Raw genomic sequence first — 24,483 nt, forward strand, 5'->3', positions numbered from 1 at the left:
GCCGCGTGCATTTGAGCCCTATTTCTCGGTCAACTTCAACTCGATCCGCCGGTTTTGCGCGCGTGCCTCTGGTGTGTTGTCCGTGTTGACGGGTTGGAATTCTCCGAACCCGTTGGCCGCCAGCCTGTTGGGTGGAATGCCCAGTGCGTCGACCATATAACGGACAACCGACAGGGCGCGGCCCTGACTGAGTTCCCAATTATCCCGATAGCGGCCCCCGCCTGAAACCGGAATGTTGTCCGTGTGGCCATCAACCCGGATCACCCAGTTGATCCCGGCGGGTATCTCGACCGCTACGCTGCGCAGGATGTTGGCAACCTTGGCAACTTCAAGTCGGCCCTCAGGGGAGAGAACGGCGGAACCGGGGTCAAACAGTACCTCTGATGAGAAAACGAACCGGTCGCCTTCGATGCGCACGCCTTCCTGTTCGCCCAGAACCTCGCGAAGGCGACCAAAGAATTCGGACCTGTAACGCTGCAGATCTTCTGCCTGAGCCGCCAGTTCCTGATTTTGGCCTGCCAACTCAATGGCCTCGGCCTCCAGCCTCTTCCGCTCGGCTTCTTCCAGCAGGCGGCGCTTGCGCTCCTCAGATGCCGCGCGCGCCAGAGCCGAATTCAGGTTCTGACCAAGGGTCTGAATCTGAACTTCGGCGGCCTCATTGCGGGCCTCGTAGTCATCCAGCAGAGCCTGCAACGATCCCAACTGGCCCCGCAAAGCGGCAATCTGTTGGTTCAGCAGCGCGGTTTCACGTTGGGCCTTGGCCGATATCTCTTTTTCTTGCGCAATCGTTTCGCGGGCGATGGACAGCAGTGCCTCACGTTCCTCGGCCAGAGTTTTCTGACCCGCGGCCTGGGTTTCCGCCTCAGATTGCGCGGCCAATGCGGCGCTTAGCTGCGCTTTCAGCTCTTCGGTGTTGAGCTCGCCGAATTGCCGTTCCAGTTCTGCCTTCGCGGCCTGCGCGGCGGCCAGCAAGGTCAGGGTCTCTTCAGCCTCCTTGCGCTGCGCCTCGAGTGCAAGGGTCATGGCGGTCAGTTCCGCATCGGCGTTCTGCAACCTGTTGCGCAAGGCCTCGGCAGCGGCGGCTTCGGCCAGTTTTGCGGCCTCTTCCTCGCTTAGTTGCTGTTCCAGTTCGGTTATCTGCGCAGCGCGGGTTTCCCCGCTTTGCTCCAGATCGGCCACCATCGCCTCCAACGCTTCGCGCCGGGCGGCGGCCAGACGGGCGGCTTCGGCCTGTGCGTCGATCTCGTCCCGGCTTTGGGCAAGGGCGAGGTTCAGCGCCTCCTGTTCGGACAAAAGCTGGTCGCGTTGGGTTTCAAGGGAGGCAATGTTCCCCAGCGCGCGTTCCTGATCGGCCAGTAGTGCCGCCACCTGTGCCTCAAAGCCGGTGATGCGGGTTCTGGCCTGATCCAGCGCAGCAGCCTGCTGATCCCGTTCCGAGGTCAGCGCCGCGATCACCGACTGCGCCTGCGCCAGATCGTCCTCGGCCTGTGTCAGGGTCGTGCTCAGCGCCCCGAGGCGCGCTTGCAGTCGGCTGCTTTCGCGTTGTTCCAGCCCCAGTGCATCGGCCAGCGCAGCGACCTCGTCCGACAGGGCGGTCAGTTCGTCCTTTTGGCCCGAAATCGTTTCGCGCAGCACAAACTGGACCACCATGAAGATGGTCAGGACAAAAGTAAGCACCATCAGAAGCCCTGTCATCGCATCAACGAATCCGGGCCAGACCGAGCCTTGAAAACGTTGACCTGTGCGCCGGGACAGGGCCATCCGTTACTCTCCTTCCGGCGCGGTCCGGACCGCGCCCCGAGGCAGCGACAGTGCCTTGACCAACAGTTCGATATCTTTACGAAATTCGATCATGCTTTCCTGACGGCCCGCGGAAATCTCTTCGAGAATACGCAGCAGTTGCACATCCATAGACCGCAACCGCATCCTGCTTTCGGCGTCAATTCCGCCCTCGCCCGCGCCATGCTCACGCATGTGATCCAGCAGGGCATCCTGACCCAGGGCCACACGATCCAAGGCGGCCGTGACGCCTTCGGTGTCCGATTGACGAAGATTCATCTGCCCAATCGTTTCAATCAACTCGCTCAGTCTAGCCGAGACCTCCGCCTTATCCGCATCGTTGTTGGCGAACATGATCTGCAGCGCATCCATCTGTTCCGACATGGCATCCAGCACCGGGGTCAGAACCGCCAGTTCCGCACCGCCTTCGTCACCAGAGGAAAAACCGACGCGGGTGATGGTGGACAACCATTCCTCAAGCTCGCGGTAAAAACGGTTCTGGCCATGCCCGGCAAACAGTTCCAGCAAGCCCACGATCAGAGATCCGGCAAGACCCAATAGTGATGATCCGAACGCGACGCCCATGCCCTGCAGTTGTGCCTCAAGCCCGGTCATCAGCCGGTTGAATACGGCCAGACCTTCCTCGCCTTCCTGCGGGTTCAGGCTGCGGATTGTGTCGACGATTGCGGGAACGGTGGTGGCAAGGCCAAAGAACGTGCCCAGCAGCCCGAGATAGATCAGAACATTGGTTATATAGCGCGTGATCTCACGCTCTTCCTCGACACGTTCGGCCACCGAATCGAGGATTGATCGTGTTGAATGAGAACTGATCTGCATCCGTGCGCCGCGCGCCCGCAGAAGCGACGCCAGAGGGGCCAGCAATTGCGGCGGTCTGGTATCATCCCGTTCCACCCCACCGACAAAGGCCTCGATCCAGCGGACCGACCCGATAAGCTGTGTCACCTGATAGAAACAGGCCAGCACACCGATGACAAAGACCAGCAGGATGAAACCGTTCAGATACGGGTTCGCCTGAAACACCGGCAGCACGTAGGGAAGCGCGACGAATACCCCCAGGCCCGAAAGCCCGATTGCGATCAGCATCATTACGATTTGCCTGATCGGTTGCGAGAAATGCGGTCTCGCGTCCTGGTGTGCCTGCGCCATGCGCCCGGTTCCTGGTTTTGCCTGCTCTTTGGCCAAACCTATCGAAATTACACCGGTGACGCCAAGGGTTTATGCGGTCAGGTTCCGCACGCGTTCTGACAACCACTCAAGATCGGGGTCGCGCAATCCGATTTCAGACAGATGCTCGGCCGTATTATAAAGGTATTCGGTATTGGGTCCCCTGCCGCCAACCGCCGTCGCAATAATGCCCGCCTGTTCTTCAAGGGGCATGCCGCCGCAATATTGAACGTGGTGCGGGTCGATCACATAAGTGACCGCATTCACCACCTCGCCGCTTTCCAGATGCACGTCCAGCATGCGTTCCAAATAGGCCGAAGAGATCAACTCACGCTCGCGCAGCTCATCCAGCGTTCGTTCCTCATGCCCGGCTTCGACAGACAGGGCCAGTCCCTTGCAATGAGTGCCGTCCTGCTCGTCCAGCGCCAGCACAAGGCCCGGATGTTCCTCGGTGCCGCGGTGGTGGATCGAGCTCATGCAGAAGGATCGGGCATATCCATGCAGGGTTGCGCGTTCGCTGCGCGCCACCGGAAAGCCGGGGTTCCACAGCAGCGATCCATATCCGAATACCCACATCGTCATTGCACTGGTCCTTGCCCGTTTGCGCCTATAAACATCAATTCCGAGGCAGGAAAAAGGGCCATTCATCATGAGCCGTCTTTTACGAGTTATCGTTTTTATCGCCGTCGCATGGAGCGCCTATTGGTTCATTGCCGGATATGGCCTGCGCACGGCACTGACAAACTGGTTCGACAGGCAGCAGGAACAGGGATGGCAGGCCGATTTTTCCGAAGTTGCAACAGCGGGTTACCCAACCCACCATGTTACCCGGCTGGACTATCCGGCACTTGCGGATCCGGTGAACGGCACCGCCTGGAGCGCGGACTGGATCGAGTTTGAAAGCCCCTCAATCTGGCCCGGCCGACAGGTACTGCGATTTGCCGACACGCCGCAGCGGTTGTCCTATTTTGATCAGACCGCCACCGTCGAGGCCAGCGACATGCAGGCAGAGTTGCAGTTGCAGCCGGGTATCGCACTGGTTCTGGAGAAGATGGCGCTGACGTCGGGCGCGTGGACAATCACGGATCAGGCCGAGCTGTTGGCGGGCGGCAGCAACCTGAACCTGATTATGACGCAGACCGATATGCCGGAAACCTACGTGATCTCGGCGACGATTGATGCGTTTACACCCGGTGATGACCTGCGCCGCCTGATGCAAACCGCCACCTCGCTGCCGCAGAAATTCGAGACGCTTGAACTCGACATGACCGTGGAGTTTGACAAGCCGTGGGATCGTTCCGGGCTGGAAGAACGCCGCCCCCAACCCGTGACCATCGATCTGAGGTTGGCCGAGATGAAGTGGGGCGAATTGCGTCTGTTCGCCACCGGTGATCTGGAAGTGGATGCGCAAGGCATCCCGACCGGTGAGATTGCGATCAAGGCGGAAAACTGGCGGGACATGATTTCGATGGCGAACGCCGCCGGTGCATTGCCTGATCAGGCGGTCGATCCGGTCACGCGGGCATTATCACTGCTGGCCGGGCTTGGCGGTAACCCCAATGCGCTGGACCTGCAGTTGAATTTCCGCGACGGGTTCGTGGCGCTGGGGCCCCTGCCCCTTGGCCCTGCCCCTCGCCTGATACTGCGCTGAGCTTAGCGACAATAAGGCCCGCCACGATGGCGTGCCGTGTCCAGATGGAAGTGATCCCTGTGATAACCGTCTGAATTCGGGCCCAGAACCGTTCCGAACGGGCCGCAGGCACCGCGCCACACCTTTTGCAGCAGCTTGCGGGACGGGTTGCGTTTCCAGCCTTCCTGAACCGTCAGCACCTCGCCATCCATCATCTTGAAGGCCGAAATGTCGATGGCGCGACCTTTGCCGTGTTCCGATATCCGGGCGCCCTTGCGGTTGTTCCGTGTGCGGCAGGCGTAATGCGCGGCCACCTTCAGCTCCACCACCGGACCGCGCCGGCGAAAGGTGGGCTTGACGGTGCGCTCGACCCATTTGTTCAGCGCCTCTGCCGTACCGCAATCCATCATGGACGGGCGGCTGAGCAGGACACCGGACACGGATTTGACCTCGACCGCATCCTGGATGCCGCAGGCCTTGATGCGCCCGGGGACGTTGCCGACTTTTTCACCCTGAATTTCCACATTCCCGCAAACCGAAGATTTGCGCAGCCGCCGCTTTTTGAAGAACACTTCCTGTTCCAGAGACTTGGGTCGCAAATACGGGTGCAGGGAAACATCTGGCCCCAGAAAAGGCAGGTCAGCCGGGCGGGCAGCGGCCAGAATTGTCTGAGGCGATTGCGGGCGCAGGCTGGGGCGCAACCGCGAGGCCTGTGCAACAACGGCAACGGTGTCCACCGCAACCGCGCTTGCGGCGGCGACCAGCGCCGCGTCCGGCTGCGTCCGCGCAACGGGAAACAAGGAGGTCTCGGGAGGTGCGGCAGAGCTTGCCGTCATGCAAACCGTTGCCAAACCGATCAGCGCACTTCCCCAGACCTTTTTCATGTCTTGGCTTTCCCCCGGCCAAAATCCGGCGCATCCGTGTCCTGCCCGGCATCGATGATCCCGCGGCGGATGGCCCTTGTGCGGCTGAAATACTCGAACAACAGCTCGCCGTCACCCGTTCTTATTGCGCGTTGCAACGCGAACAGCTCTTCGGTGAAGCGGCCCAGAATTTCCAGTGTTGCATCCTTGTTGGTCAGAAAAACGTCGCGCCACATGGTGGGATCGGATGCAGCGATGCGGGTGAAATCGCGGAAACCGGCGGCGGAATACTTGATCACCTCGCTATCGGTCACCCGGCGCAGATCATCCGCGACGCCAACCATGGTATAAGCAATCAGGTGGGGTGCATGAGAGGTGACGGCCAGAACAAGATCGTGGCGTTCGACCTCCATTTCCTCGACATTGGCTCCCATACCCTCCCACAGCGCGCGCAGGTTGGCGACAGCTTGGGCGTCAGAGCCCTCGACCGGCACAAGCAGACACCAGCGATTGTCGAACAATTCGGCAAAACCGGATTCGGGGCCGGAATGTTCGGTGCCCGCCAGCGGGTGCGCGGGAACGAAATGAACCCCGGCAGGAATATGAGGCTGCACCGCATCGACAACGTGACTTTTGACCGAGCCCACGTCCGTAACCGTCGCGCCGGGCTTCAGCGCTGTTGAGATGTCGGCCGCAACGGCCCCCATCGCCCCGACCGGCACACAAAGCACCACAAGATCGGCCCCTTCGACCGCCTCGCGGGCGGTGTCGCAAACGCGGTCGCACAATCCCATACGCCGGGCGGTTTCGCGTGTGGCCTCGGATCGGGCATAACCCGTAACCTCGCCTGCCAGACCGGCGCGTTTGATTGCCCAGAACATCGACGAGGCGATCAGGCCCAGCCCGATCAGCGCCACACGGTCATAAATCTGGCTCATGCGGCGCCCCCTTTGAACGCGGTAATGGCCGCCACGATACGGCGGCAGGCCTCTTCGTCGCCAACGGTGATACGCAGCGCGTTCGGCAGGTTGTAGCCCGCAACGCGGCGCACGATCAAACCCTTAGATTGCAGGTAGTTGTCACAAGCTTCGGCCTCAGCCTGATCGGCAAAGCGGGCAAGGATGAAGTTCGTGCAGGACGGATCCGAAGGCACGCCAATCGCGGCAAGACTTTCCGAAAGCCACACCCGCAATCTGGTGTTTTCAGAGCGGCAGAATTCAACATATTCGACATCGCGCACTGCCGCTTCGGCGGCGTCCAACGCGGTGGAGGACAGGTTAAAGGGCTGGCGGACCCGATTCAGGACGTCAATGATATCCTTTTGCGCATAGCCCCAACCGACCCGCATGCCGCCAAGCCCGTAAATCTTGGAAAACGTGCGCGTCATGATGACGTTTTCAAATTCATCAACAACTGATGCACCACCATCAAAGCCATCAACAAATTCGGCATATGCGCCATCCAGAACCATCAGGCATTGCGATGGCAACGCACCCGCCAGACGCTCCAGTTCCGCTTTGGAAATCATCGTCGAGGTCGGGTTGCCCGGGTTTGTCACAAATACGATTCGAGTCTGATCGGTAACTGCTGCGAGGATTGCATCGACATCGACCTTGCGGTCACGCTCGGCCACCATGACAGGCGTTGCCCCGGCCATGCGGGCGATAATCGGATACATGGAAAACCCGTGCTCGGTATAGATCACCTCATCCCCCGGCCCTGTATAGGCCTGCGCCACGAATTGCAGAACCTCGTCGCTGCCAACACCGCAGACGATCCTGTCGGGATCCAGCCCGTGGCGTTCGCCGATCGCCGCGCGCAGGCTGTAGTGATCGGTGCCAGGGTAACGATGTAGATTGGCGGCACTTTCGCGCACGGCATCTATCGCGCGGGGGCTGGGGCCAAAGGGGTTTTCGTTCGAACTCAGCTTGATGACATTGGCCACGCCTTCCACATGGGACTTGCCGCCCTGATAAAGGGCGATGTCCATAATGCCGGGCTGTGGGGTAATCTTGTTCATGAAGGGGCTCCTTGGATGAGCCCCTATTAACGATCTGCACGCGTTCAGAAAAGCGGCAATTCCCTCAGGCGGCCTTGAAACGGGCCGTAACGGGGTCAGCGGCATAGAAAGGTACAAATTCCTCGGTCCGCCGGGACAGGTCATTGACGCTGTCGATAATGAACTGAACGGTTTCTTCGCTCATCAGATAGGAAAAGTTCAGGCGCACCCAGCCCGGTTTCTTCAGCTCTTCCCCTGCGGACAGGGCCGCGTGCAAAGCCTCGGACGTAGGGCGGTCAATGCCAAGAAGGCGGTGCGCATATGGACCTGCACAGGCACATCCGCCCCGTGCCTGTATACCATAGATGTCGCTGAGCATCCGAGTAAACAGCTGCTGGTGCACCGGTTGGCCCGCTTTGTCCCGCACTAGGAAGGAAAAGATCGGCAATCTGTGCGACGAATTGGTACCCAGCAAAGTCAGGTGCGGGTTGTTCGCCCAGCCTTCCAGCGCCATCCGGTTGTACTGCGCCTCTCGTTTCGCGATCTCGTCCGCGCCCACAACGTCCTTGACGATGAAAGCCAGAGCAGCACGGATATCGCCGATAACATTTGGGGTTCCAGCCTCTTCCCGCGTCGCGAGATCGTCACTGTAGTCGTGCCGCCAGGGCGAAACAAAGCTGACGGTGCCACCGCCCGGCCAGCTTGGGCACTGGCGCTTGACCACTTTCTGGTTGACGACAAGAACACCTGACGCCCCCGGACCACCGGGAAATTTGTGCGGAGACACCACGATGGCATCCTTGCGGGCATCTTCTGGCCCCATATCCATAGGCAGGTACGGGCCACCCCCCGCATAATCCCAAACGGCGTGCGCGCCATGGTTTTTCAGCATCCGGGTAACAGGGTCGGGATCGGTAATGATCCCAGTCACGTTGGATGCTGCCGAAAACGATCCGATCAACAGGTCGGCATCCGCGTTGGCGATCAACGCTGCCTCAAGCGCCTGCAAATCCGGGCCGCCCTGCGGTGCTTCGGGAATTTCGATCACCTGTGCCTTGCTTTCCCGCCACGGCAGGATGTTGGAATGATGTTCATAAGGTCCGATCAAGACAACCGGCCGGTCAGCCCCTTCCACTCCGAGTATACTGACCAGCCGGTTGAGCCCTGCAGTGGCGCCCGACCCGGTGAAGATCACCGCGTCGTCTCCCCTCGCGCCAACAATGCGGGCGATTTCATTGCGGGCTTCGCGCCGCAACCGCGTGATGTAGGAACCGCAATAGGAGGCTTCGGTGTGGCTGTTGGCATAAAACGGCAACACATGCCCGGCCACAAAGTCCTCGACCTGCCGCAATGCGCGGCCCGAAGCAACGTAATCCGCATACACAAGCGGTACGTCCCCGTGCAGACCGGGGATGAGAATGTTCTCACCAATCAATCCATTACGCAGACTGTCATCGTGAGTGGCGGTTTCAATCGCTGCGCGAAACTTGGAAAGGGTCATGTCACGGGCTCCTTACTGTTCTTTAAATATGATTGACGAAACCCGAGGAAACTTCCCCTGAATCGGTTTAGTTTTCTCGATTTTTGTGTCATATGCTTTAATATGAGCAAAAAAATCGATCAAATTGACGCGAGTATCCTGCGTGAGCTGCAAAAGGACGCCACATTGTCCCAGCGCGATCTGGCCGAACGGGTCGGCCTGTCGCAGAATGCATGCTGGCGGCGTCTGAAGGCGCTGAACGAAGACGGCGTGCTGCTAGGGTCATCCGCGCGGATCGCGCGCGAGAAACTTGGACTAAATCTTGTCGTCTTTGTAATGCTGCGCACACGTCATCATTCAGCGGACTGGCTGCAAGCCTTTCGCCGTCATGTTCTGACAATTCCGGAGGTGGTGGATTTTCACCGCATCGGCGGGGACTATGACTATCAGCTAAAAGTGGTCACGCAGGACATGGCAACCTATGACAAAGTCTATCAACGGCTGATCGAAAAGGTCGAGTTGGACAGCGTGACATCATATTTTGCAATGGAAGCCATAGCCGAAGGACGACCCCTGCCGATCTAAAGCCCTTCGGGAGATATCAGCTCAAGTCAGTATAGCCGCAAAAAAAAGAGCCGCGCGAAACGCGCGGCCCTTGGTTCGAAACCGGTTCGGCGAAGATCAGTTCTTCGCGTAGAATTCGACGACCAGGTTCGGCTCCATGACGACAGGGTAAGGCACATCGCCCAGACCCGGTGCGCGCACGAAGGTCGCGGTCATTTTCGAATGATCAGCGTCGATATAGTCAGGCACATCACGCTCGGCCAGAGCGACAGCTTCCAGAACAACAGCCAGTTGCTTGGATTTGTCGCGAACCTCGATAACGTCGCCTTCCTTGACGCGGTAGGACGGGATGTTCACGCGCTTGCCGTTAACCTTGACGTGGCCGTGGTTCACGAACTGACGTGCGGCAAAAACAGTTGCCACGAACTTGGCGCGGTAGACGACTGCGTCCAAGCGGCGCTCCAGCAGGCTGATCAGGTTTTCACCAGTGTCGCCTTTTACACGCTCGGCTTCGGCGTAGATGCGGCGGAACTGCTTTTCGGTCAGGTCGCCGTAGTAGCCTTTCAGCTTCTGCTTGGCACGCAGCTGCAGACCAAAGTCCGACAGCTTGCCCTTGCGGCGCTGGCCGTGCTGGCCGGGGCCGTATTCGCGACGGTTGACCGGGGATTTCGGACGACCCCAGATGTTTTCGCCCATCCGGCGGTCGATTTTGTACTTGGCAGACGTGCGTTTGGTCACGGCTGATCTCCTTCGTTTTGGTCGAGGTCCGAACGGACCACTATGAAGGGCGTTGTCCTCTTGAGGTCTCCCCCATGACAGGCATCCCCTTGCGGGGGCCACCAACACCAATGAAGCCGCGCTTATATCTGCGAGAATGTCAGAGTCAACAGGGCGCAAGGCGGGAAAGGAAAAATAGCGTGCGCAAGACGCTGCGCACCAAAGCCCCGAGGATAAATTAGTCCGTGGTTCCAAACGCTCGTGCGTACTCGGGCTCTCTTTCCGGTTCGTGAGTCACCACCAAGCGTCTGTCGGCCAAGTAGGTTACGACCCCGCCCCCATTCGCATTCGACACCGAATACGGCTGAGGTTCCGACACTTCGCTGATCCAGAATTCCTGCTCTCGCGGGGGCGGGCCGGATTCGAAAATCAATGTCGGCAGTGTCTCATTCACCAGCGTCACTAGATACGCGTGGTAACGTTGTGCGCCATTGCTCAGAATCAGCGAAGGGCTGCTCTTTTGAATGTCCGCAACCGATGCATTACCGGGCATCGTCGAACGCGCTGAAACAATGGAAGTGAACCCGGCTTCTTCGCGCCCAAGCTCCTCCTGCTCAATCAAAACAGTGGCCTGTCCCCGCCATTCCCATGCTGCACCAACAACCAAAGACTCCAGAGGCGCTGCCTCCAATCCGTCGATTTCCGTCTGTGTCCATGAAATGGCAACTCGACCGTTTAACCCGGTTCTCATCCGCCTGCCCGCACTTCACTACTCCGCACCATTTACTTAGCGGACAATAATAACGACGAATCCGGCAGAAAAGAGACCAGATGATGAAATCACGAACATGTTGCTTGTGTATCAAATCAAATTGATACTCAAACAACTATAGTGATACTTCATTTGCCGAAACTCAACCCAATTGTCATCTAGGAATTTCGATGCCAGCTGATTTTGGACGCACAATAACAGGCTGATTAATGGGTAACTTATCGCCACGAGAATCCGCACTTTGATCATAACCTCAACAAGTAAAGGGTTGGGCGCGGCCATGCGGACCTTTTACAAACTCAGCGAAAGCTCACTTTGTGTGCTTATACGCCATTCGTGAGGACCGCAGAAAATAGCCGGGGTGAACCCATCACGCCATATGCGGCAACAAGAATGAATGTCAGTTTTTGATTCAACGGAATAGCAACCATCTTTCTCGCCTACTTTGGCAGACCCGAAGAATTCACACCTATTAGCTCGGCCGCCTTCCAAGCACGTTGTTCCGCTATACAAACCAGTTTTTTCACAAATCGTCACAACAATGCCTGATGCAGTCAGTAATGCAGGGTCGTAATACACCCTTTCAAAAAATTAGAGGCCGCCTGAATGATCCGCTTCCATCAATTTGTCTGCATTTCGGCCATTGCGTTGCACGCCCCAAATGTTTCGTTTGCGGAGATTTCCGCATCTGATGTCTGGCAAATTCAGCAAGACTACTTTGAAACCATAGGCGGACAACTAACGGGAAACACTAGCCGGTCAGGCAAGACGGAAACGATCCGGGATGTTTCACTCCATTTCGATTTGCCGCTTGAACTCGGATTTATCAACTTAGCGACTACAGGAATGACGCTTACAGAAAATGACGATGGTTCTGTCAGCATAGGATACGTGGAGCCGGCTGTTCTGAAGATTTCAGCAGAGCTTTCCGAGCAGGACGAAATCAGCATGTCAGTTGGGTTCGAACTGGAAAATTTCGAATTGCTGGCTACTGGCAAAACCGGAGACATTACCTTCGACAGTTCGGTTGGCCGAATGAATATGGCGCTGGAGGAATACAGCGCTTCGGCCACTGACTTGGAGGCTGACTCGGTTGCCTTCTCTGGGGTCATCGAAGATTTTTCTGGCCGAACCCAAATAACAATGAGCGAGATGGCCAAGGTGAGTGCCCACTATGAAACAGGGGCACAGAGGTTCGACGTCGAAGTTGTGGGAGCCGAAACAGGAAAAAGCATCGGCGCGGAACGCGCCGAGAGTGTCGTAAGCAAAACTGAAATTGCTCTGCCAAGAAATGGCATGGACATCATGAACCTGGCTGCTGCCTTGGCCGAAGGGTTGAGCATATCCATTGATACCAGCATGCATGGCTATGAATCAAAGCAGAGCGTGGAAATCGATGGTCAGGAACTTTCCGATCAGTGGTCCTTCAGTGAGGTTCAAACCGCGCATATCGCTTTTGATCGAAACGGTGTTGTCCTCGCTGGTGCGGCCCAACAAAACGTCACCAAAATGAACATGCCAGAAGTCTTCCCTGTTATCTGGGAATTTGCTGCTGATCTGATTGAGGGCGAAATGAACTGGCCGATCTCCGCCAGTGCTGACCCGCAAGAGGCTCATATGCGTTTGGAAATGCGTGGGCTGACTGCAAGTGATGATCTTTGGGCAATGATCGACCCCGAGGCTGTCATTCCACGCGATCCGGCCACTGTCGCAGTTGATATGTCGGGCAAGGTGCGCAATCTCATCGACTGGATGAATTTTCAGCTGGTCAGCCAAGTACTTGAAGCAGACCAGGTTCCAGTGACCGCTGAATCTGTCGCCCTTGATGAGCTTGAAATCAAACTGGCCGGTGCGTCCCTCAATGGCTCCGGAGCCCTGGAGTTTGATAATGACGATATCCAGACCTATGGCGGTTTCCCCAAACCTGTCGGGGCGATTGCTCTGGAAATGAGCGGCGCCAACAGCCTGATTGATCGTCTGTCAGCGGTGGGTGTTATGGACGAAGCTGAGGTGCAGGGTTTTCGGATGATGCTGGCGATCATGGCCAAACCTGATCCGACCGCAGGCCCGGATGCGTTGGTTTCGCGGATTGAGCTGACCGAAGAAGGGCATGTGCTGGCAAACGGAAACCGGATCAAGTGAGTCTTTTTTGAAGGAATGGCGACGATTGCATCCTCGCCATACACCCGCTTTCAAGAAATTTAAGGTTCTGTTTCATCGCGTGATTTTTCGCAACTTTGCCCGCGATCCCGAGTTCTGTGCAGTTGGTTGATTGATTTGATGCCTGGTCGGTTCGATTTGACATGCAACAATATTGTTGCATTATGAGGTATGAGCATTCAGTTCGATCCGCAGCTAAGCATTCTGTTCAACGCCCTTGGCGACACAACACGATTGTTGATCCTTGATGAGTTGAGAAAGCGTGACGAACAGACGCTTTTCGAACTCTGCGCGCGGCTGCTTGAAGAGCATTCAGTCACAATATCCAGACAAGGCATCACAAGGCACCTGAATACGCTGGAGCAAGCAGGGCTAATCATCACGGCATGGCGAGGGCGCACAAAAATTCACACGCTGGTGGCTGCGCCAATTGCTAATGCGATCAATCCCTGGGTGGAATTATTTTCTCAAGGAGACGGAGTATGAAAATGTACATGAAGAGCATTACTGTTGATGATCAGTCTAAGGCTCTTGATTTCTACACGAATAAACTCGGGTTCGTTGTCAAGCACGATATCCCCTTAGGCGAACATCGTTGGCTGACATTAGTGTCAAAGGAGGAAATCGAAGGAGTAGAATTGGGTTTAGAACCGAACGCGCATCCTGCAACACGCGCCTATCAGAAAGCGCTTATGGCGGATGGTATTCCCGTTTCCGCATTCAGCGTTGACAATATTGAGGCCGAGGTTGCCAAACTAGAGGAAGCTGGTGTCGAGTTCACACAACCTCCTGTGAAGGCTGGCGGAGCGACGATGGCTGTCTTTGACGACACCTGCGGAAACCTCATCCAGCTAGTCGAATTACATGTTTGATCGCAAAGCATAGGGATTTCACCATTTTCCTTAAGCTGGCAATCATTGAACGTATTTCAATGGCAGCTGAATCCACGAAACAGGTGTCCGGCCTGGTCTGCTGAATGACCGGCCGCGCAGAAGATCCGGCACTTTCGGTGTAAGAAGACCAGGAACAACACATGGTCGATATCCTGCACCCTTCCCTGCGTTTTCAGACTCTTTGGCACAGGGCTTGCCTGTCGCCTTTTCTTGAGATTTTCTGTTCAGACTGACCAATCAAAAGGCCGGGCCTTCATGAAACTTGAATTTCACCACATCAACTTTGTCTCGGAAGACGTCGATCGGATGCACCGGTTTTACACGCAGGTGCTGGGGCTGGCCGATATACCGATTGAGAACTTCCCCCGGCCAGATGAAACCGACGATAGTGGCTACAGTGGCAAGATCCGTTTCGCGACTGATGGCGGAATGCAGATGCATCTGGCTGAAAAAAACCTCAACGTTGCGTTTAAACACAATGAGGCCATCAATCCCGTTGAACGTGGCCATATCGCATTCCGTACCGACGACATAGTGGCCTTCAAAAAGCTTCTGGACGACAACGGAATTTCCTATTCGGACTACGGCACCGCCTTCGCAAAAGAGTGGCACCAAGTGTTCTTTCACGACCCAGAGGGGAATATTATCGAGGTCCATCAGGCGATTTGATCTGTATTGGAGGTGCGTATTGAAACAAGCCGTACTGGTAATCGATGTTCAGCCCAACTTTAACCCGCCGCGCTGGTTGGTCGAACGTTGCCAGGTGTTAGCGTCCGGCTTGCCTTCCATTGCCACAGTAGTGCGCCATGATGAGGCCAAGGTACCTTTCCTCCAGCAGCTTGGATGGAAGCCCGACCTGGACAATGCCAGCCTCGTTCAAACAGACCGCACCGTTATAAAACATGGATATGGTCCACCTTCAGAGGTTATAGAGCAGTTCAAAAACTGGAAGATCGAGCGCGTATTGGTCTGTGGCATTCAGGCAGATGCCTGCGTTCTGGCCGCAGGGTTTGCGCTCTTCGATGCGGGGTTTCATCCAACCATCGTGGCCGATGCTGTTGTTGGTTCATCACTGGACCGCAGCGGCCAGCTGGGGGTCGATTTATGGCGCCACCACTTTGGGAAAGTTATTAAGAATCATTTAGAAATCACTTAGCGGGAAACCAGGTTGACGCCGGGTAAGCTTTTGTAATGCAAAAGTAATTCACGCATTTTTGACCTAAAAACAACTACTTCTGCCAAGCCTCACAAAAGCTTTGGCCTTCTTGAGGCGTTTAAAATGATTCTAAAGCGCCCAAATAGCCACCAGCCTTTCAACTTTAACCGAGCCTGCGTGGGTGTGAGTTTCACCCCTCAGGCCCCTATTCAAACAGGATGGTCCCCATGAATTTTATTCTGCGCGGTAGCCTGGTTACTCAGATCATCATCGGCCTCGTGGCTGGTGCTCTTCTTGCCACCCTTTGGCCTGTTGCCGGTTCGGCCGCTGGCCTGCTTGGCGACTTCTTCGTCGACGCATTGAAAGCCGTAGCACCAGTACTGGTGCTGATCCTGGTTTGCGCGGCGATCACAAACCACAAAAAGGACAGCGAGGCGCGAATGGGCCCCGTGATACTTTTGTATTTACTCGGAACCTTCGCAGCTGCACTGGTTGCCGTTGCAGCCAGCTATATGTTTCCGATCACATTGCATCTGACGGGTACGCCCGAGCTGTTGGATGCCCCGGACGGCCTGGCCGAAGTGGTCAAGAACATCCTACTGAAAATCGTGGACAATCCGGTGAATGCGCTGGCAACCGCTAACTATATCGGCATTCTCGCCTGGGCCGTTGGCCTTGGGCTGGTCTTCCGCCACGCCAGCGACTCGACCAAGACCCTGATGTCGGATCTGGATGGCGCAATCACCAAGATCGTGGCAGCAATAATCCGGGTGGCCCCAATCGGCATCTTCGGTATCGTGGCTTCGACAATTGCTGAGACCGGTTTTGGAACACTTGCAAGCTATGGCCAACTGCTGGCGTTGTTGATCGGTTGCATGATTTTCATGGCGCTGGTCGTGAACCCTCTGATCGTGTACCTGCGCATTCGCAAGAACCCCTATCCGTTGGTTTTCACATGCCTGAAAGAATCCGGGATTACCGCTTTTTTCATGCGCAGCTCGGCCGCCAATATTCCGGTGAACATGGAACTTTGCCGCCGTATGAATCTGGATGAAGAGACCTATTCGGTCACTATCCCTATCGGTGCGACGATTAACATGGCCGGCGCTGCCATAACCATCACAGTCATGACGCTGGCAACCGTTCATACCTTGGGCATTCAGGTCGATTTCCTCTCGGCACTGTTCCTGAGCATCATTGCCTCGATTGCCGCTACTGGGGCTTCGGGCGTAGCAGGCGGGTCACTGTTGCTGATCCCGATGGCTGCCAGCTTGTTTGGCATCGACAACGCGACGGCTATGCAAGTGGTTGGTATCGGCTTCATCATCGGCGTTTTGCAAGACTCGGCTGAAACCGGTTTGAACTCATCGACAGATGTCCTGTTCACCGCGGCAGGGTCGTATAAGCAAGGCGATCCCTACCCGCGCAAACTGCCGGTGGCACAGGTCGCCGCTTAGGCAGTGCCTAAAACACTTTGTTCAACCGTCGACGTTAGTTGGCGGTTGAACAACCACTTGGTCGCAATGAGATCGTCCAACGTTGTCATACGAGATCTTGTGCAGTAGCGTCCTGAACTATGGTCATCAGACGATACTCAATTGTGCTACTGATTAGCGTTCTGGCCTTACTGACCGGGCTTGGCGGCGTTGCTCACGCTCTGTCAAATGGCTGCGTCGGCTTTCACAGCATGGACCAAATGCAGTCGGCTAAACACGCAGCCATCGCGGATTGCAGCGCCGATATATCGACGCCAAGCTACCAACACGAACCGTATGGCTCTGACACTGGAGAGTGTAATCCCTTTCTTTGCCAAGCGGTTGTATTGGTCTCTCAGAACCACGACGTGTTGCAGTCCCCACGTGAGATCAGCCCAGAGTTCCAGATTGGAGCCCTAACCAGGCTTACCGAACCAGACAGCCCCTACAGACCCCCTGACCTTTGAAGCAGCGAAAACCCTTGCGCACCTGAGCGACCGGCACGTGCGGCTGTTCGCAATGTGCCGCAACACTACCAGCTTCTACAAAGACAGGATCAACCCATGAAAAAAAGTTACCTACTAATCGGCGCATGCGCCGTCGCTGCCCTTGCCGCCTTCTTAACTCTTCGACCCGGCCCAGTCGAAGAAGCGGCACCGCAAGAGGCAAGTGAAGGCGGCGCCATAGTCGCAATTCAGATGCCGCCCATCGAGGGCAATGCAGCAATCGGCCAGCGCATCTTTGATGTCTCCTGCGCCTCTTGCCATGGCGTTAATGCGGTCGGAGTAGAAGGTGCCGGACCGCCGCTGATCCACAAAATATACGAACCCAACCACCACGCTGACGAAGCCTTTCAGAGGGCGGTTTCACAAGGTGTAAGAAGCCATCATTGGCAGTTTGGTGACATGCCACCCGTTGAAGGTTTGACGCGAGGGGACGTATCATCGGTGATCGCGTACATTCGTGAAATCCAGCGTGCCAACGAAATAAACTGAGGATGGCGCCAGAAAGAAGATGATAACGCTTTGTTTGGTTTACGATTTCACCTCTCAAAATTTAGAGCCAAACAATATAATAAAGCAAAGGTCACGACGTGACCTTTGCCAAGTTAGTTCACCTGTTGAAGAACTCCGCTACAGCGTCGGTTGACGCCTTCACTGCCTCAGGCTTGTAGTAAAAATCAACATGGCTAAATTCGTCGAAGGCCAGTTACTCATGCTCGTTTGTCAGCTTCTCGACAAATTGGGTCGAGCAAATCGCTGTAAAGGCCGACTTGCTATAGATGGTCAGAGAAGGTTGCACGATCTTGTCTGCATAGGCTTCCCCGATCGAAACCAAAGACTTCATGCCCTGATCGCCAATATGCATGTTGGTATATGTCGGTACGGCATTCGGTCCTTTTACCCCATCGCGCCCATAGTAGTTATAGCTTTCTTCCGCCATCGGATTGACCCCCGAGCCAACAAACTCTTCATTTGATTGTTCATCGTTCAGGCCGAAGGGGGCGACATAGTCCGGCTCACCTGTTTCGTACATTTTCTGCATCGACGCATTGGAGGCCGCAATCTGTTGATTGACCATGTCGCGGTCTGCCCATTGGAATGCATCCGCCGCCATCATGCCGGACACCATGGCGATCTTCTTGATACGGTGATCGGTCACGGCGGCCGAAGCGATGATCGAACCACCTTGGCACACGCCCAGACCGTTGATTTCTTCGACGAAAGGCAAGGTGCCCAAGTAAGACACTGCGTCCCAAGTGTTTTCGATCAGGCGGAACATATAGCGGGACTGCTTGAATTCGCCCGGAAGCGCCGGAGAAGTACCCATGCCCAGGTAGTCAAACCCCAGATAGATGAAACCCCGTGCGGCCATCTCCTGTCCATATGTCGCCGGAATTTGGTCTTTGACCTGTGGGAACGGGCTGGCGCCCACGATGGCCTTGTAGGTCTTGGACCTATCAAATCCTTCGGGAAGGTAGAGATCACCTGCCAATTCCACTCCAAAGGATTTGAACGATACAGAGTTTTTGCCAACAGTCAGATTTTGAGGAGCCATATTCATAGTCCTTTCGGGTTGGTCGGCATCTCGTCTTACATAAGTAAATCTCCCTGTTTACTTATGGCTATAAAATGACATTTGTAAACAATTCTATTTACTTTTAGGGAAAAATCGTGAAACGTACTGAGAAGAAAAGACAATATTTCTCGATGCAGCCATCGAAGAGTTCCGTGAGCAGGGTTTTCTAGGGGCAAAGACGATCACGACCGCTAAAAATGCAAATGCATCGAGTCGCACTTTCTATAATCATTTGGAGAGCAAATAGGCGCTGTTTGAGGCGCCCCCTGAGATCATGATCGAACGCAACTGGAGAATTGAGCCGGTGCCCAATGACCCGGATCGCGATTTCGTCAGACAATTGAAGGATGCCTTATGGCGCTATGTTCGGGTAATCACTGACGAGACGGCCATTGGCCTGAACAGCATGGCCATATCAGAGTTGATCCGGGATCTGGATCGCTCCCGACAATTCCTCTCGGACTCTGAAACACATGACTACCCGGTCACAAGACTGATCGGAGAAGCCATGGAAGCAGACGTGGTCCGCAATGCCGGTCCGGCTTTTGCGACAAGGCATTTCCTCGCTCTCGACAGTGTTTTTCTGGGCGAAAGCCCCACGCCGAAGAGCGTAATGGACGAATGCATCGCGATGTTCCTGACACACTACGAACCCGACAGATGAGCCAAACGGTGGATCGCACATTGCTGAAACAACACGCGATCTTGCAGGCTGAAACGCCGGTTAGTTCATATACTTGTCGAAGAAATCGATCATCGTTTCGGTATACTCACCGAAGAAGTTGTAGCCGATGAAACGCCGGGTATCGCCTTCTTCAATCCAGTGCAGTTTTTTGTCTTCAACCGGGATCAGATCATAGGTCGTTTGCACGTCGTTGGGGATAGACCAGACGTCATCCCTATTCTGCACGATATAAGTTGGCATGGTGACGTTCTTGGCGTGAAGATGTGGGGTCATCTCGTTGAGCGGCACACCTCTGATCCTTTCAATTTCTTCGCCCAGGACATCGTGGAACGCTCCCAGCCCCATGGCGTCTAATGAAATCTTAGACATGACATTGATTGATGCTGGCTGCGCGCAGATAAATGCATTCACGTCTCCAAAATAGTCGGGGCGTTCGGCCATGGCGTGCATCGCGGCATTTCCACCGGCACAGGGATTGAACAGACCAATTTTCATGTCTTTCAGTTTGTTTCGAGATTTGACGTAGTCGAAGGCCGCCAGAACATCCTTGTACTCATCAGAGTAGCCCTGACCCCAAGCATTGTCCGCAACACCGTCGCTTTCGCCGTAATTGCGCAAGTCATACGTCAGGACGTTGTAACCCGCGTCGTGCAAGGCTTTGTGCACCTTTCCAAACTTCACCTCGGTATTCTGGAAATCATTCCAGGGCTTCATGTGGCCGTGAAATCCATAGCGGTTCAGGGTCGCGGGGTGATTGCAAATGATAAGCTTGTCAGAACCTTCTGCCGGAATGAACCAAGCCGCAAGTTTGACGCCATCTTCCGCGTGGAAGGCGACGTTTTCGAATTCGATTCCATAGTCCTGTGGAGTTTCCAGGATAGGAGCGCGCTCACCATCGATTGATACTAGGTCGCGCGCCACGGCCCTGAGGGTTGCGCGTTAATCTTCGGTTGGTTGAACGGTCATGCCATTTCTCCTGATTTTGACGTGTTTCATGGTGCGGGGCCGACATGCTGGTCCCGTGAAAATGGGGGTTAGGTTCTGTGTTGACAGTTTGGCGCAGGCTAGCTTCGGCTTGGCACCTTGTCCGGGCTGTTCGGCAATCTGGCGCGCCACTCGGTTGGGGTCTGACGTTCCCATTTTTGGAAGGCGCGGTAGAACGATCCCTGGTCTTCGTACCCAAGCAAATATGCGATCTCATTGATATCGAAGTCCGACTCGGCCAGATACTCTTGCGCCAGCTGAAGCCGGGTGTCCGACAGCAGTGATTTGAAGCTGTGTCCTTCGCCTTTGAGATGCCGCTGCAAGGATCGTTCACTAACCGCCATTTCACGCGCGATACTGCGCAATTCCGGGCGCCCTGCAGTCAACGCACGGCGAAGGTGCCAGCGCACCTGATCGGTTAATGATGTCGTGTTTTCGGCCTTGTTCAAATCAGCCTCAAGCGCGGCATCCAGCATCAACAAAAGCTCGCTGTTATAGCTTGTGAAGGGAATATCCAAATCGGCTTTGTCAAAGACAAGGCGTGCTCGTGGCGCATTCCATGTGATCGGGCAATCGTACCAGTTCTCAAGCCTATCGCTTGGGCTACGTCGCAGCTCGATTATCTTAGGTTTGATCTTCAGCCCAGTGCCTGCACGCACCATGTTCACAAGAAATGTAAAAGTGGCGTCCGTTAGCGCGTCGGGTTCTGTCTACTTGGCGTATGTCCAGGCGGTAGACACGACACAGCCTTCACTTTCTACGACCACTTGGAACTCTTCCGGCGCGCAAAGCGCCTTGAACCGTGCAACACGGTGCAGAGCTTCGCCTACGTTTTTGGCGTGGAAGGCAACCAAAAAGGGCGGGGGCAAGGTCGGCCCATGCATGGCCTGTGTCAAAGCGAGCCCAATATCTTCGCCGCCCAAAGTCTGAAGCGCCTCCCATATTGAAAAGAGCTGCTTGGTGCTCATACGCGCCTCTGACGAAAACGCACTCGGTGGTAGCCTGGCCTCACGCAGCAGAGCTGCGCGATTAATCGACAGGCTTCCGAGAACCTTCCAGAAAGTGTCTGGCGTCTTTATCCGATCAGGCGTTGGCATTTATCTGTCCCTTGGCATCTGAATAGAACATAGCCAATTCAGCCAAGATAGCTTATGGAAACACCCGCCAGATTTATCGCGGAACGCGCCAATTCTCCGATTGCTATGAGACCACAATTGCTGCCATTCGCGGCCACCGCGCATTCGAATTCACAGAACGCACCGGGAAAAAGCCCATTACCTGTGCTGGTTGACCACGACTGATCAGCACGCCGAACGATTTTCCAGTTTCAAATCAGGCTGAAAATTTCTGCCGGAAATCCTTGGGTGTCATCCCCGTGGCCTGATGGAATTTTCGACCAAAAGAGGAATGATCCGCGTACCCCGTGTCAAACGCAACTTGCTGGATTTGCTTTGTAGAATGGATCAGCAAATCTTTGGCCCTTTCGATCCTGACGGCCTGTACATAGGCGATCGGAGTCATCCCGGTCACAGATGTAAAGCGGCGGATGAAAGTGCGTTCTGCAAGACCCGCCTGCAAGGCAAGATCACCCACCGACAAACGCAATGCATAGTTGCTTTCAATGGCCAGCTGCGCTTTTCGGATCGCGGCATCCTGATGCGATAGGTCTGGTGTAAAACTGCGATAGCGCCGTTGATCTATCCGCCCCACGTCGACGACAAACCGGCGCGAGGTTTCGATCATCGCGTCACGGCCAACAAACCGCTCAATCAACGCCATTGACAAATCCACCCAAGCCATCATGCCCCCCGCAGTCGTCAGGTCTGAGTGTTCGATCAGGATCTGGTCTACGTCCGTAGCGGCTTCGGGGTATCGCTCGGACATGAGTGTTTCCAATCCCCAATGAGTTGTCACTGGCCGATTGCCCAAAACACCCGCCTCTGCCAACCAGACCAATCCCACGCACACCGAACACACAAGCGCTCCGCGTGTGTGTTCTTGTTTCAGGAGTTTTGGAATGTCGGGTTGGGCCGACACGTCAACCTCTTGTCCCGCAGGCGGCAAGATATAGGCGTCATGTCCGGGAGCTACTGTGTCGGTAATGGTCACGCTCAGAGGTCGATGCCCATCAAGACCTCCGGCAAAACTCAACATCTCTTCAATGCCGTGAACGGCTGAAGTCAAAGCGCCCCGGTATCTGACAACCGCAATACGTGATTGATCGGTCATAATGGCAGTTTGTGCATAGTTTTTGTCCACTCTGCCAATAGCGGAAATCCATGGGAGTAGCAAATTGGGATCCAGAAACGTGAAAGGATCAGTAGATGAAAACTCCAGAGCTTACTCGCCGCACATTTTCAACCGCCCTGCTTGGGACCGCAGCTGCTGCCGGTTTACCCAAGCCTGTTTTTGCGGCTGAGATCGCCACGCTGAACGTTGGTACAAAGACGGTATCGATGCTATCGGACGGTTATTTTGAAATCCCGCCCGCCTTCTTTCAGGGTGCCGACGACGCCGCCATGGCAGTCGCAGGGGATCCCGTCGAAATTGGAGCAACGGTCTGGTTGGTGCGCGACGGTGCACGCACCGTTCTAGTCGACTCGGGATCGGGAGCGGCACTTTCCGAGATGTTTCCAACCGTCGGCAAGCTAGACGCATTGCTTGCTGCAGAAGGGATCGAGAAGGACGCGATCACCGATATCATTCTAACCCACATGCATGCCGATCACATCGGCGGGCTGATGGGGCCGGACGCCGGCGGGTTCCGGAACGCAACCATTCATGTCGCAGAAGCCGAATGGGCGTTTTGGACCAACCCGGACTTGCCAGCTGCTGCTCCTGAGGCGGACAAGCCGATGATTGATTTACTGCAATCCATTGCGGCCCCATTGGCAGGTCGAGTTAAAACCTATGAGGGCAAAGCGGATCTGGGCGGTGGCATCACTTTGGTTCCACTCCATGGTCACACCCCGGGGCACACCGGGGTGCGCATCATGGCCGAGAATGGCACTGAGCTGCTGATTGTTGGTGACGCCATCATCTCAGAATTACTTCAGTTCGCGAACCCATCGGTACGCTATGCGCTGGACTCCGATCCAGAAAAGGCCGTCGCAACCCGGACAAAGCTGCTTGACCAACTGGCCGACAACCAGACGGTCTTTTCGGCCACCCATCTGAGCTACCCCGGAACCGGGCGCGTGACGCGCAGTGGTGACGGGTTTACCTTTATCCCGCTGGCATGAAGTTAATGAAACGTGTGAAAGAGCAGCGCTGCTCTTTCACACGTGCGATTTCGCCTATCGCTTCAGGCCCGCACCAAATGCCCACCATCTACGTCGAGTACGGTACCGGTCAGATAGCCATTGGTCATTGCCATTATTACGGTCTGTGCGATGTCTTCGGCCCGCCCAACACGACCAACAGGCAAGTTGCCACCGACTTCGGTATACATGGCGTCTCGGGCGTCCTGAGGCATTTGTTCGTAGGCCTCCGTGGCAACCATGCCGGGACTAATGCAGTTAACCCGCGCATGTCCAGCAAGTTCAAGCGCCAATCCTTTAGTCAGCGCTTCAACCGCCGCATTCACGGCCCCCAGACCCGTTGCCCCGGCGGATGGGCGACGGCTGAGAACGCCAGAGAAGAAGGTGATGGAGCCGCCTTCCACCAGTGACGGCAGCACTTCTCGTGCGGTGACATACGGGCCCGTGAACTTGGCTTCAAACATACCACGCAATTCATTGGTTGGCAGTTCGACGAAGGCACCACGCGCTGCACTGGAAGCCGAGATCACCAAGTGATCCACCGTGCCAAGTTCAGCGGCCCAAGCTTTCACGCTAGCCTCGTCGGTCGTGTCCACAGGCGCCACTTTGGCGCCTCCCCCGGTCTCGGTCGCGGCGGAGCTCAGCTTGTCCACGTTGCGGCTGGCGATGGTGACGTCTGCCCCAAGCGCCACGGCCAGTTTGGCGGTAGCTTTGCCCATGCCGCTGCTGCCGCCAACGATGACAACGTGTTTGCCCTGAAGGGCGGTATCGAAATCTGTATTCATTTAAGTCATTCCCAAGA

At 55.7% G+C, this 24,483-nt stretch carries 26 protein-coding genes and 1 pseudogene; 12 read left to right on the plus strand and 15 right to left on the minus strand.

Annotation, left to right across the window (positions count from 1 at the left end; all coding sequences use genetic code 11):
* Window positions 1–18 precede the first annotated feature (18 nt).
* From ACR0NA_RS07785 to ACR0NA_RS07795, 3 genes are all read right to left on the minus strand, one after another.
* Complete coding sequence (locus ACR0NA_RS07785; RefSeq protein ID WP_480727653.1) at window positions 19–1,761, minus strand: peptidoglycan -binding protein; 1,743 nt, start codon at window positions 1,759–1,761, stop codon at window positions 19–21.
* A 3-nt stretch (window positions 1,762–1,764) separates the two neighbouring features.
* On the minus strand, window positions 1,765–2,946 hold the full coding sequence (locus tag ACR0NA_RS07790; protein ID WP_480727655.1) for a biopolymer transporter ExbB: 1,182 nt from the start codon (window positions 2,944–2,946) through the stop codon (window positions 1,765–1,767).
* A gap of 69 nt (window positions 2,947–3,015) precedes the next feature.
* Window positions 3,016–3,546, minus strand: a complete 531-nt coding sequence (locus ACR0NA_RS07795) for a gamma-glutamylcyclotransferase (protein ID WP_170651026.1) — start codon at window positions 3,544–3,546, stop codon at window positions 3,016–3,018.
* 67 nt (window positions 3,547–3,613) lie between these two features.
* Here ACR0NA_RS07795 and ACR0NA_RS07800 point away from each other — a divergent pair, with 67 nt between their 5' ends.
* Window positions 3,614–4,615 carry a DUF2125 domain-containing protein gene (locus ACR0NA_RS07800; protein WP_480727657.1) on the plus strand — a complete coding sequence of 334 codons (1,002 nt, stop codon included), beginning with the start codon at window positions 3,614–3,616 and terminating at the stop codon, window positions 4,613–4,615.
* Between the two features lie 2 nt (window positions 4,616–4,617).
* Here ACR0NA_RS07800 and ACR0NA_RS07805 read toward each other — a convergent pair whose 3' ends face one another.
* From ACR0NA_RS07805 to ACR0NA_RS07820, 4 genes are all read right to left on the minus strand, one after another.
* Window positions 4,618–5,478, minus strand: coding sequence for an extensin-like domain-containing protein (locus tag ACR0NA_RS07805; RefSeq protein WP_480727659.1), 861 nt, complete (start codon window positions 5,476–5,478; stop codon window positions 4,618–4,620).
* A complete protein-coding gene (locus tag ACR0NA_RS07810; protein ID WP_480727661.1) occupies window positions 5,475–6,395 on the minus strand; it encodes a prephenate/arogenate dehydrogenase family protein in 921 nt (306 codons plus the stop codon). Before ACR0NA_RS07810 ends, ACR0NA_RS07805 begins: the two co-directional genes overlap by 4 nt.
* On the minus strand, window positions 6,392–7,477 hold the full coding sequence (hisC, locus tag ACR0NA_RS07815) for a histidinol-phosphate transaminase (RefSeq protein ID WP_480727663.1): 1,086 nt from the start codon (window positions 7,475–7,477) through the stop codon (window positions 6,392–6,394). The genes ACR0NA_RS07810 and hisC overlap by 4 nt, the downstream gene beginning before the upstream one ends.
* A gap of 64 nt (window positions 7,478–7,541) precedes the next feature.
* Window positions 7,542–8,957: an aminotransferase class V-fold PLP-dependent enzyme gene (locus ACR0NA_RS07820; protein ID WP_480727665.1), complete on the minus strand. Its 1,416-nt coding sequence runs from the start codon at window positions 8,955–8,957 to the stop codon at window positions 7,542–7,544.
* 102 nt (window positions 8,958–9,059) lie between these two features.
* Between ACR0NA_RS07820 and ACR0NA_RS07825 the strand changes: the two genes are divergently transcribed.
* Window positions 9,060–9,521, plus strand: coding sequence for an Lrp/AsnC family transcriptional regulator (locus ACR0NA_RS07825; RefSeq protein WP_170651032.1), 462 nt, complete (start codon window positions 9,060–9,062; stop codon window positions 9,519–9,521).
* Window positions 9,522–9,617: 96 nt separating this feature from the next.
* Here the strand turns inward: ACR0NA_RS07825 and rpsD are convergent, their stop codons facing one another.
* Together rpsD and ACR0NA_RS07835 are read right to left on the minus strand one after the other, a co-directional pair.
* Window positions 9,618–10,238, minus strand: coding sequence for a 30S ribosomal protein S4 (gene rpsD, locus ACR0NA_RS07830; RefSeq protein ID WP_170651033.1), 621 nt, complete (start codon window positions 10,236–10,238; stop codon window positions 9,618–9,620).
* 217 nt (window positions 10,239–10,455) lie between these two features.
* Complete coding sequence (locus ACR0NA_RS07835; protein ID WP_480727668.1) at window positions 10,456–10,968, minus strand: hypothetical protein; 513 nt, start codon at window positions 10,966–10,968, stop codon at window positions 10,456–10,458.
* Between the two features lie 867 nt (window positions 10,969–11,835).
* Here ACR0NA_RS07835 and ACR0NA_RS07840 point away from each other — a divergent pair.
* The 7 genes from ACR0NA_RS07840 to ACR0NA_RS07870 all read left to right on the plus strand — a co-directional run bounded on the left by ACR0NA_RS07840 (window position 11,836) and on the right by ACR0NA_RS07870 (window position 17,668).
* Complete coding sequence (locus ACR0NA_RS07840; protein ID WP_480727670.1) at window positions 11,836–13,131, plus strand: DUF2125 domain-containing protein; 1,296 nt, start codon at window positions 11,836–11,838, stop codon at window positions 13,129–13,131.
* Between the two features lie 189 nt (window positions 13,132–13,320).
* Window positions 13,321–13,635 (plus strand): ArsR/SmtB family transcription factor, encoded by a 315-nt coding sequence (locus ACR0NA_RS07845; protein ID WP_480727672.1) that lies wholly within the window; start codon window positions 13,321–13,323, stop codon window positions 13,633–13,635.
* Window positions 13,632–14,021: a VOC family protein gene (locus tag ACR0NA_RS07850; RefSeq protein ID WP_480727674.1), complete on the plus strand. Its 390-nt coding sequence runs from the start codon at window positions 13,632–13,634 to the stop codon at window positions 14,019–14,021. The genes ACR0NA_RS07845 and ACR0NA_RS07850 overlap by 4 nt, the downstream gene beginning before the upstream one ends.
* Window positions 14,022–14,297: 276 nt before the next feature.
* Window positions 14,298–14,711 carry a VOC family protein gene (locus ACR0NA_RS07855; protein ID WP_480727676.1) on the plus strand — a complete coding sequence of 138 codons (414 nt, stop codon included), beginning with the start codon at window positions 14,298–14,300 and terminating at the stop codon, window positions 14,709–14,711.
* A gap of 19 nt (window positions 14,712–14,730) precedes the next feature.
* Window positions 14,731–15,198, plus strand: coding sequence for a cysteine hydrolase family protein (locus ACR0NA_RS07860; RefSeq protein ID WP_480727679.1), 468 nt, complete (start codon window positions 14,731–14,733; stop codon window positions 15,196–15,198).
* 227 nt (window positions 15,199–15,425) lie between these two features.
* The gene (sstT, locus tag ACR0NA_RS07865) at window positions 15,426–16,655 is read left to right on the plus strand and encodes a serine/threonine transporter SstT (protein WP_480727684.1); all 1,230 of its coding nucleotides are present in this window, start codon (window positions 15,426–15,428) and stop codon (window positions 16,653–16,655) included.
* 581 nt (window positions 16,656–17,236) lie between these two features.
* A complete protein-coding gene (locus ACR0NA_RS07870; RefSeq protein ID WP_480727687.1) occupies window positions 17,237–17,668 on the plus strand; it encodes a c-type cytochrome in 432 nt (143 codons plus the stop codon).
* A gap of 214 nt (window positions 17,669–17,882) precedes the next feature.
* Here the strand turns inward: ACR0NA_RS07870 and ACR0NA_RS07875 are convergent, their stop codons facing one another.
* Complete coding sequence (locus tag ACR0NA_RS07875; RefSeq protein ID WP_480727689.1) at window positions 17,883–18,731, minus strand: alpha/beta hydrolase; 849 nt, start codon at window positions 18,729–18,731, stop codon at window positions 17,883–17,885.
* 160 nt (window positions 18,732–18,891) lie between these two features.
* Between ACR0NA_RS07875 and ACR0NA_RS07880 the strand changes: the two genes are divergently transcribed.
* Together ACR0NA_RS07880 and ACR0NA_RS07885 are read left to right on the plus strand one after the other, a co-directional pair.
* A complete protein-coding gene (locus ACR0NA_RS07880; RefSeq protein ID WP_480728033.1) occupies window positions 18,892–18,999 on the plus strand; it encodes a hypothetical protein in 108 nt (35 codons plus the stop codon).
* Between the two features lie 27 nt (window positions 19,000–19,026).
* Window positions 19,027–19,416 (plus strand): TetR/AcrR family transcriptional regulator C-terminal domain-containing protein, encoded by a 390-nt coding sequence (locus ACR0NA_RS07885; protein WP_480727690.1) that lies wholly within the window; start codon window positions 19,027–19,029, stop codon window positions 19,414–19,416.
* 60 nt (window positions 19,417–19,476) lie between these two features.
* Here ACR0NA_RS07885 and ACR0NA_RS07890 read toward each other — a convergent pair whose 3' ends face one another.
* From ACR0NA_RS07890 to ACR0NA_RS07905, 4 genes and pseudogenes are all read right to left on the minus strand, one after another.
* Complete coding sequence (locus tag ACR0NA_RS07890) at window positions 19,477–20,358, minus strand: alpha/beta hydrolase family protein (RefSeq protein ID WP_480727693.1); 882 nt, start codon at window positions 20,356–20,358, stop codon at window positions 19,477–19,479.
* 143 nt (window positions 20,359–20,501) lie between these two features.
* Window positions 20,502–20,897 (minus strand): helix-turn-helix transcriptional regulator, encoded by a 396-nt coding sequence (locus ACR0NA_RS07895; RefSeq protein WP_480728035.1) that lies wholly within the window; start codon window positions 20,895–20,897, stop codon window positions 20,502–20,504.
* A gap of 42 nt (window positions 20,898–20,939) precedes the next feature.
* A pseudogene (locus ACR0NA_RS07900) lies at window positions 20,940–21,518 on the minus strand (AraC family transcriptional regulator ligand-binding domain-containing protein); the annotation flags it as partial.
* 235 nt (window positions 21,519–21,753) lie between these two features.
* Window positions 21,754–22,650: a GlxA family transcriptional regulator gene (locus tag ACR0NA_RS07905; RefSeq protein WP_480727694.1), complete on the minus strand. Its 897-nt coding sequence runs from the start codon at window positions 22,648–22,650 to the stop codon at window positions 21,754–21,756.
* 95 nt (window positions 22,651–22,745) lie between these two features.
* Between ACR0NA_RS07905 and ACR0NA_RS07910 the strand changes: the two genes are divergently transcribed.
* Window positions 22,746–23,663, plus strand: a complete 918-nt coding sequence (locus tag ACR0NA_RS07910; protein ID WP_480727696.1) for an MBL fold metallo-hydrolase — start codon at window positions 22,746–22,748, stop codon at window positions 23,661–23,663.
* A 62-nt stretch (window positions 23,664–23,725) separates the two neighbouring features.
* Here ACR0NA_RS07910 and ACR0NA_RS07915 read toward each other — a convergent pair whose 3' ends face one another.
* Window positions 23,726–24,466 (minus strand): SDR family oxidoreductase, encoded by a 741-nt coding sequence (locus tag ACR0NA_RS07915; protein ID WP_480727698.1) that lies wholly within the window; start codon window positions 24,464–24,466, stop codon window positions 23,726–23,728.
* Between the last annotated feature and the right edge of the window lie 17 nt (window positions 24,467–24,483).

The organism is Ruegeria sp. C11, from assembly GCF_056537725.1.

Coding starts and splice junctions, on each gene's coding strand:
- ACR0NA_RS07785 (WP_480727653.1), bottom strand. CDS start 1,761: ATGGCCCTGTCCCGGCGCACAGGTCAACGTTTTCAAGGCTCGGTCTGG.
- ACR0NA_RS07790 (WP_480727655.1), bottom strand. CDS start 2,946: ATGGCGCAGGCACACCAGGACGCGAGACCGCATTTCTCGCAACCGATC.
- ACR0NA_RS07795 (WP_170651026.1), bottom strand. CDS start 3,546: ATGACGATGTGGGTATTCGGATATGGATCGCTGCTGTGGAACCCCGGC.
- ACR0NA_RS07800 (WP_480727657.1), top strand. CDS start 3,614: ATGAGCCGTCTTTTACGAGTTATCGTTTTTATCGCCGTCGCATGGAGC.
- ACR0NA_RS07805 (WP_480727659.1), bottom strand. CDS start 5,478: ATGAAAAAGGTCTGGGGAAGTGCGCTGATCGGTTTGGCAACGGTTTGC.
- ACR0NA_RS07810 (WP_480727661.1), bottom strand. CDS start 6,395: ATGAGCCAGATTTATGACCGTGTGGCGCTGATCGGGCTGGGCCTGATC.
- hisC (WP_480727663.1), bottom strand. CDS start 7,477: ATGAACAAGATTACCCCACAGCCCGGCATTATGGACATCGCCCTTTAT.
- ACR0NA_RS07820 (WP_480727665.1), bottom strand. CDS start 8,957: ATGACCCTTTCCAAGTTTCGCGCAGCGATTGAAACCGCCACTCACGAT.
- ACR0NA_RS07825 (WP_170651032.1), top strand. CDS start 9,060: ATGAGCAAAAAAATCGATCAAATTGACGCGAGTATCCTGCGTGAGCTG.
- ACR0NA_RS07835 (WP_480727668.1), bottom strand. CDS start 10,968: ATGAGAACCGGGTTAAACGGTCGAGTTGCCATTTCATGGACACAGACG.
- ACR0NA_RS07840 (WP_480727670.1), top strand. CDS start 11,836: ATGACGCTTACAGAAAATGACGATGGTTCTGTCAGCATAGGATACGTG.
- ACR0NA_RS07845 (WP_480727672.1), top strand. CDS start 13,321: ATGAGCATTCAGTTCGATCCGCAGCTAAGCATTCTGTTCAACGCCCTT.
- ACR0NA_RS07850 (WP_480727674.1), top strand. CDS start 13,632: ATGAAAATGTACATGAAGAGCATTACTGTTGATGATCAGTCTAAGGCT.
- ACR0NA_RS07855 (WP_480727676.1), top strand. CDS start 14,298: ATGAAACTTGAATTTCACCACATCAACTTTGTCTCGGAAGACGTCGAT.
- sstT (WP_480727684.1), top strand. CDS start 15,426: ATGAATTTTATTCTGCGCGGTAGCCTGGTTACTCAGATCATCATCGGC.
- ACR0NA_RS07870 (WP_480727687.1), top strand. CDS start 17,237: ATGAAAAAAAGTTACCTACTAATCGGCGCATGCGCCGTCGCTGCCCTT.
- ACR0NA_RS07875 (WP_480727689.1), bottom strand. CDS start 18,731: ATGGCTCCTCAAAATCTGACTGTTGGCAAAAACTCTGTATCGTTCAAA.
- ACR0NA_RS07885 (WP_480727690.1), top strand. CDS start 19,027: ATGATCGAACGCAACTGGAGAATTGAGCCGGTGCCCAATGACCCGGAT.
- ACR0NA_RS07895 (WP_480728035.1), bottom strand. CDS start 20,897: ATGCTGGATGCCGCGCTTGAGGCTGATTTGAACAAGGCCGAAAACACG.
- ACR0NA_RS07905 (WP_480727694.1), bottom strand. CDS start 22,650: ATGACCGATCAATCACGTATTGCGGTTGTCAGATACCGGGGCGCTTTG.
- ACR0NA_RS07910 (WP_480727696.1), top strand. CDS start 22,746: ATGAAAACTCCAGAGCTTACTCGCCGCACATTTTCAACCGCCCTGCTT.
- ACR0NA_RS07915 (WP_480727698.1), bottom strand. CDS start 24,466: ATGAATACAGATTTCGATACCGCCCTTCAGGGCAAACACGTTGTCATC.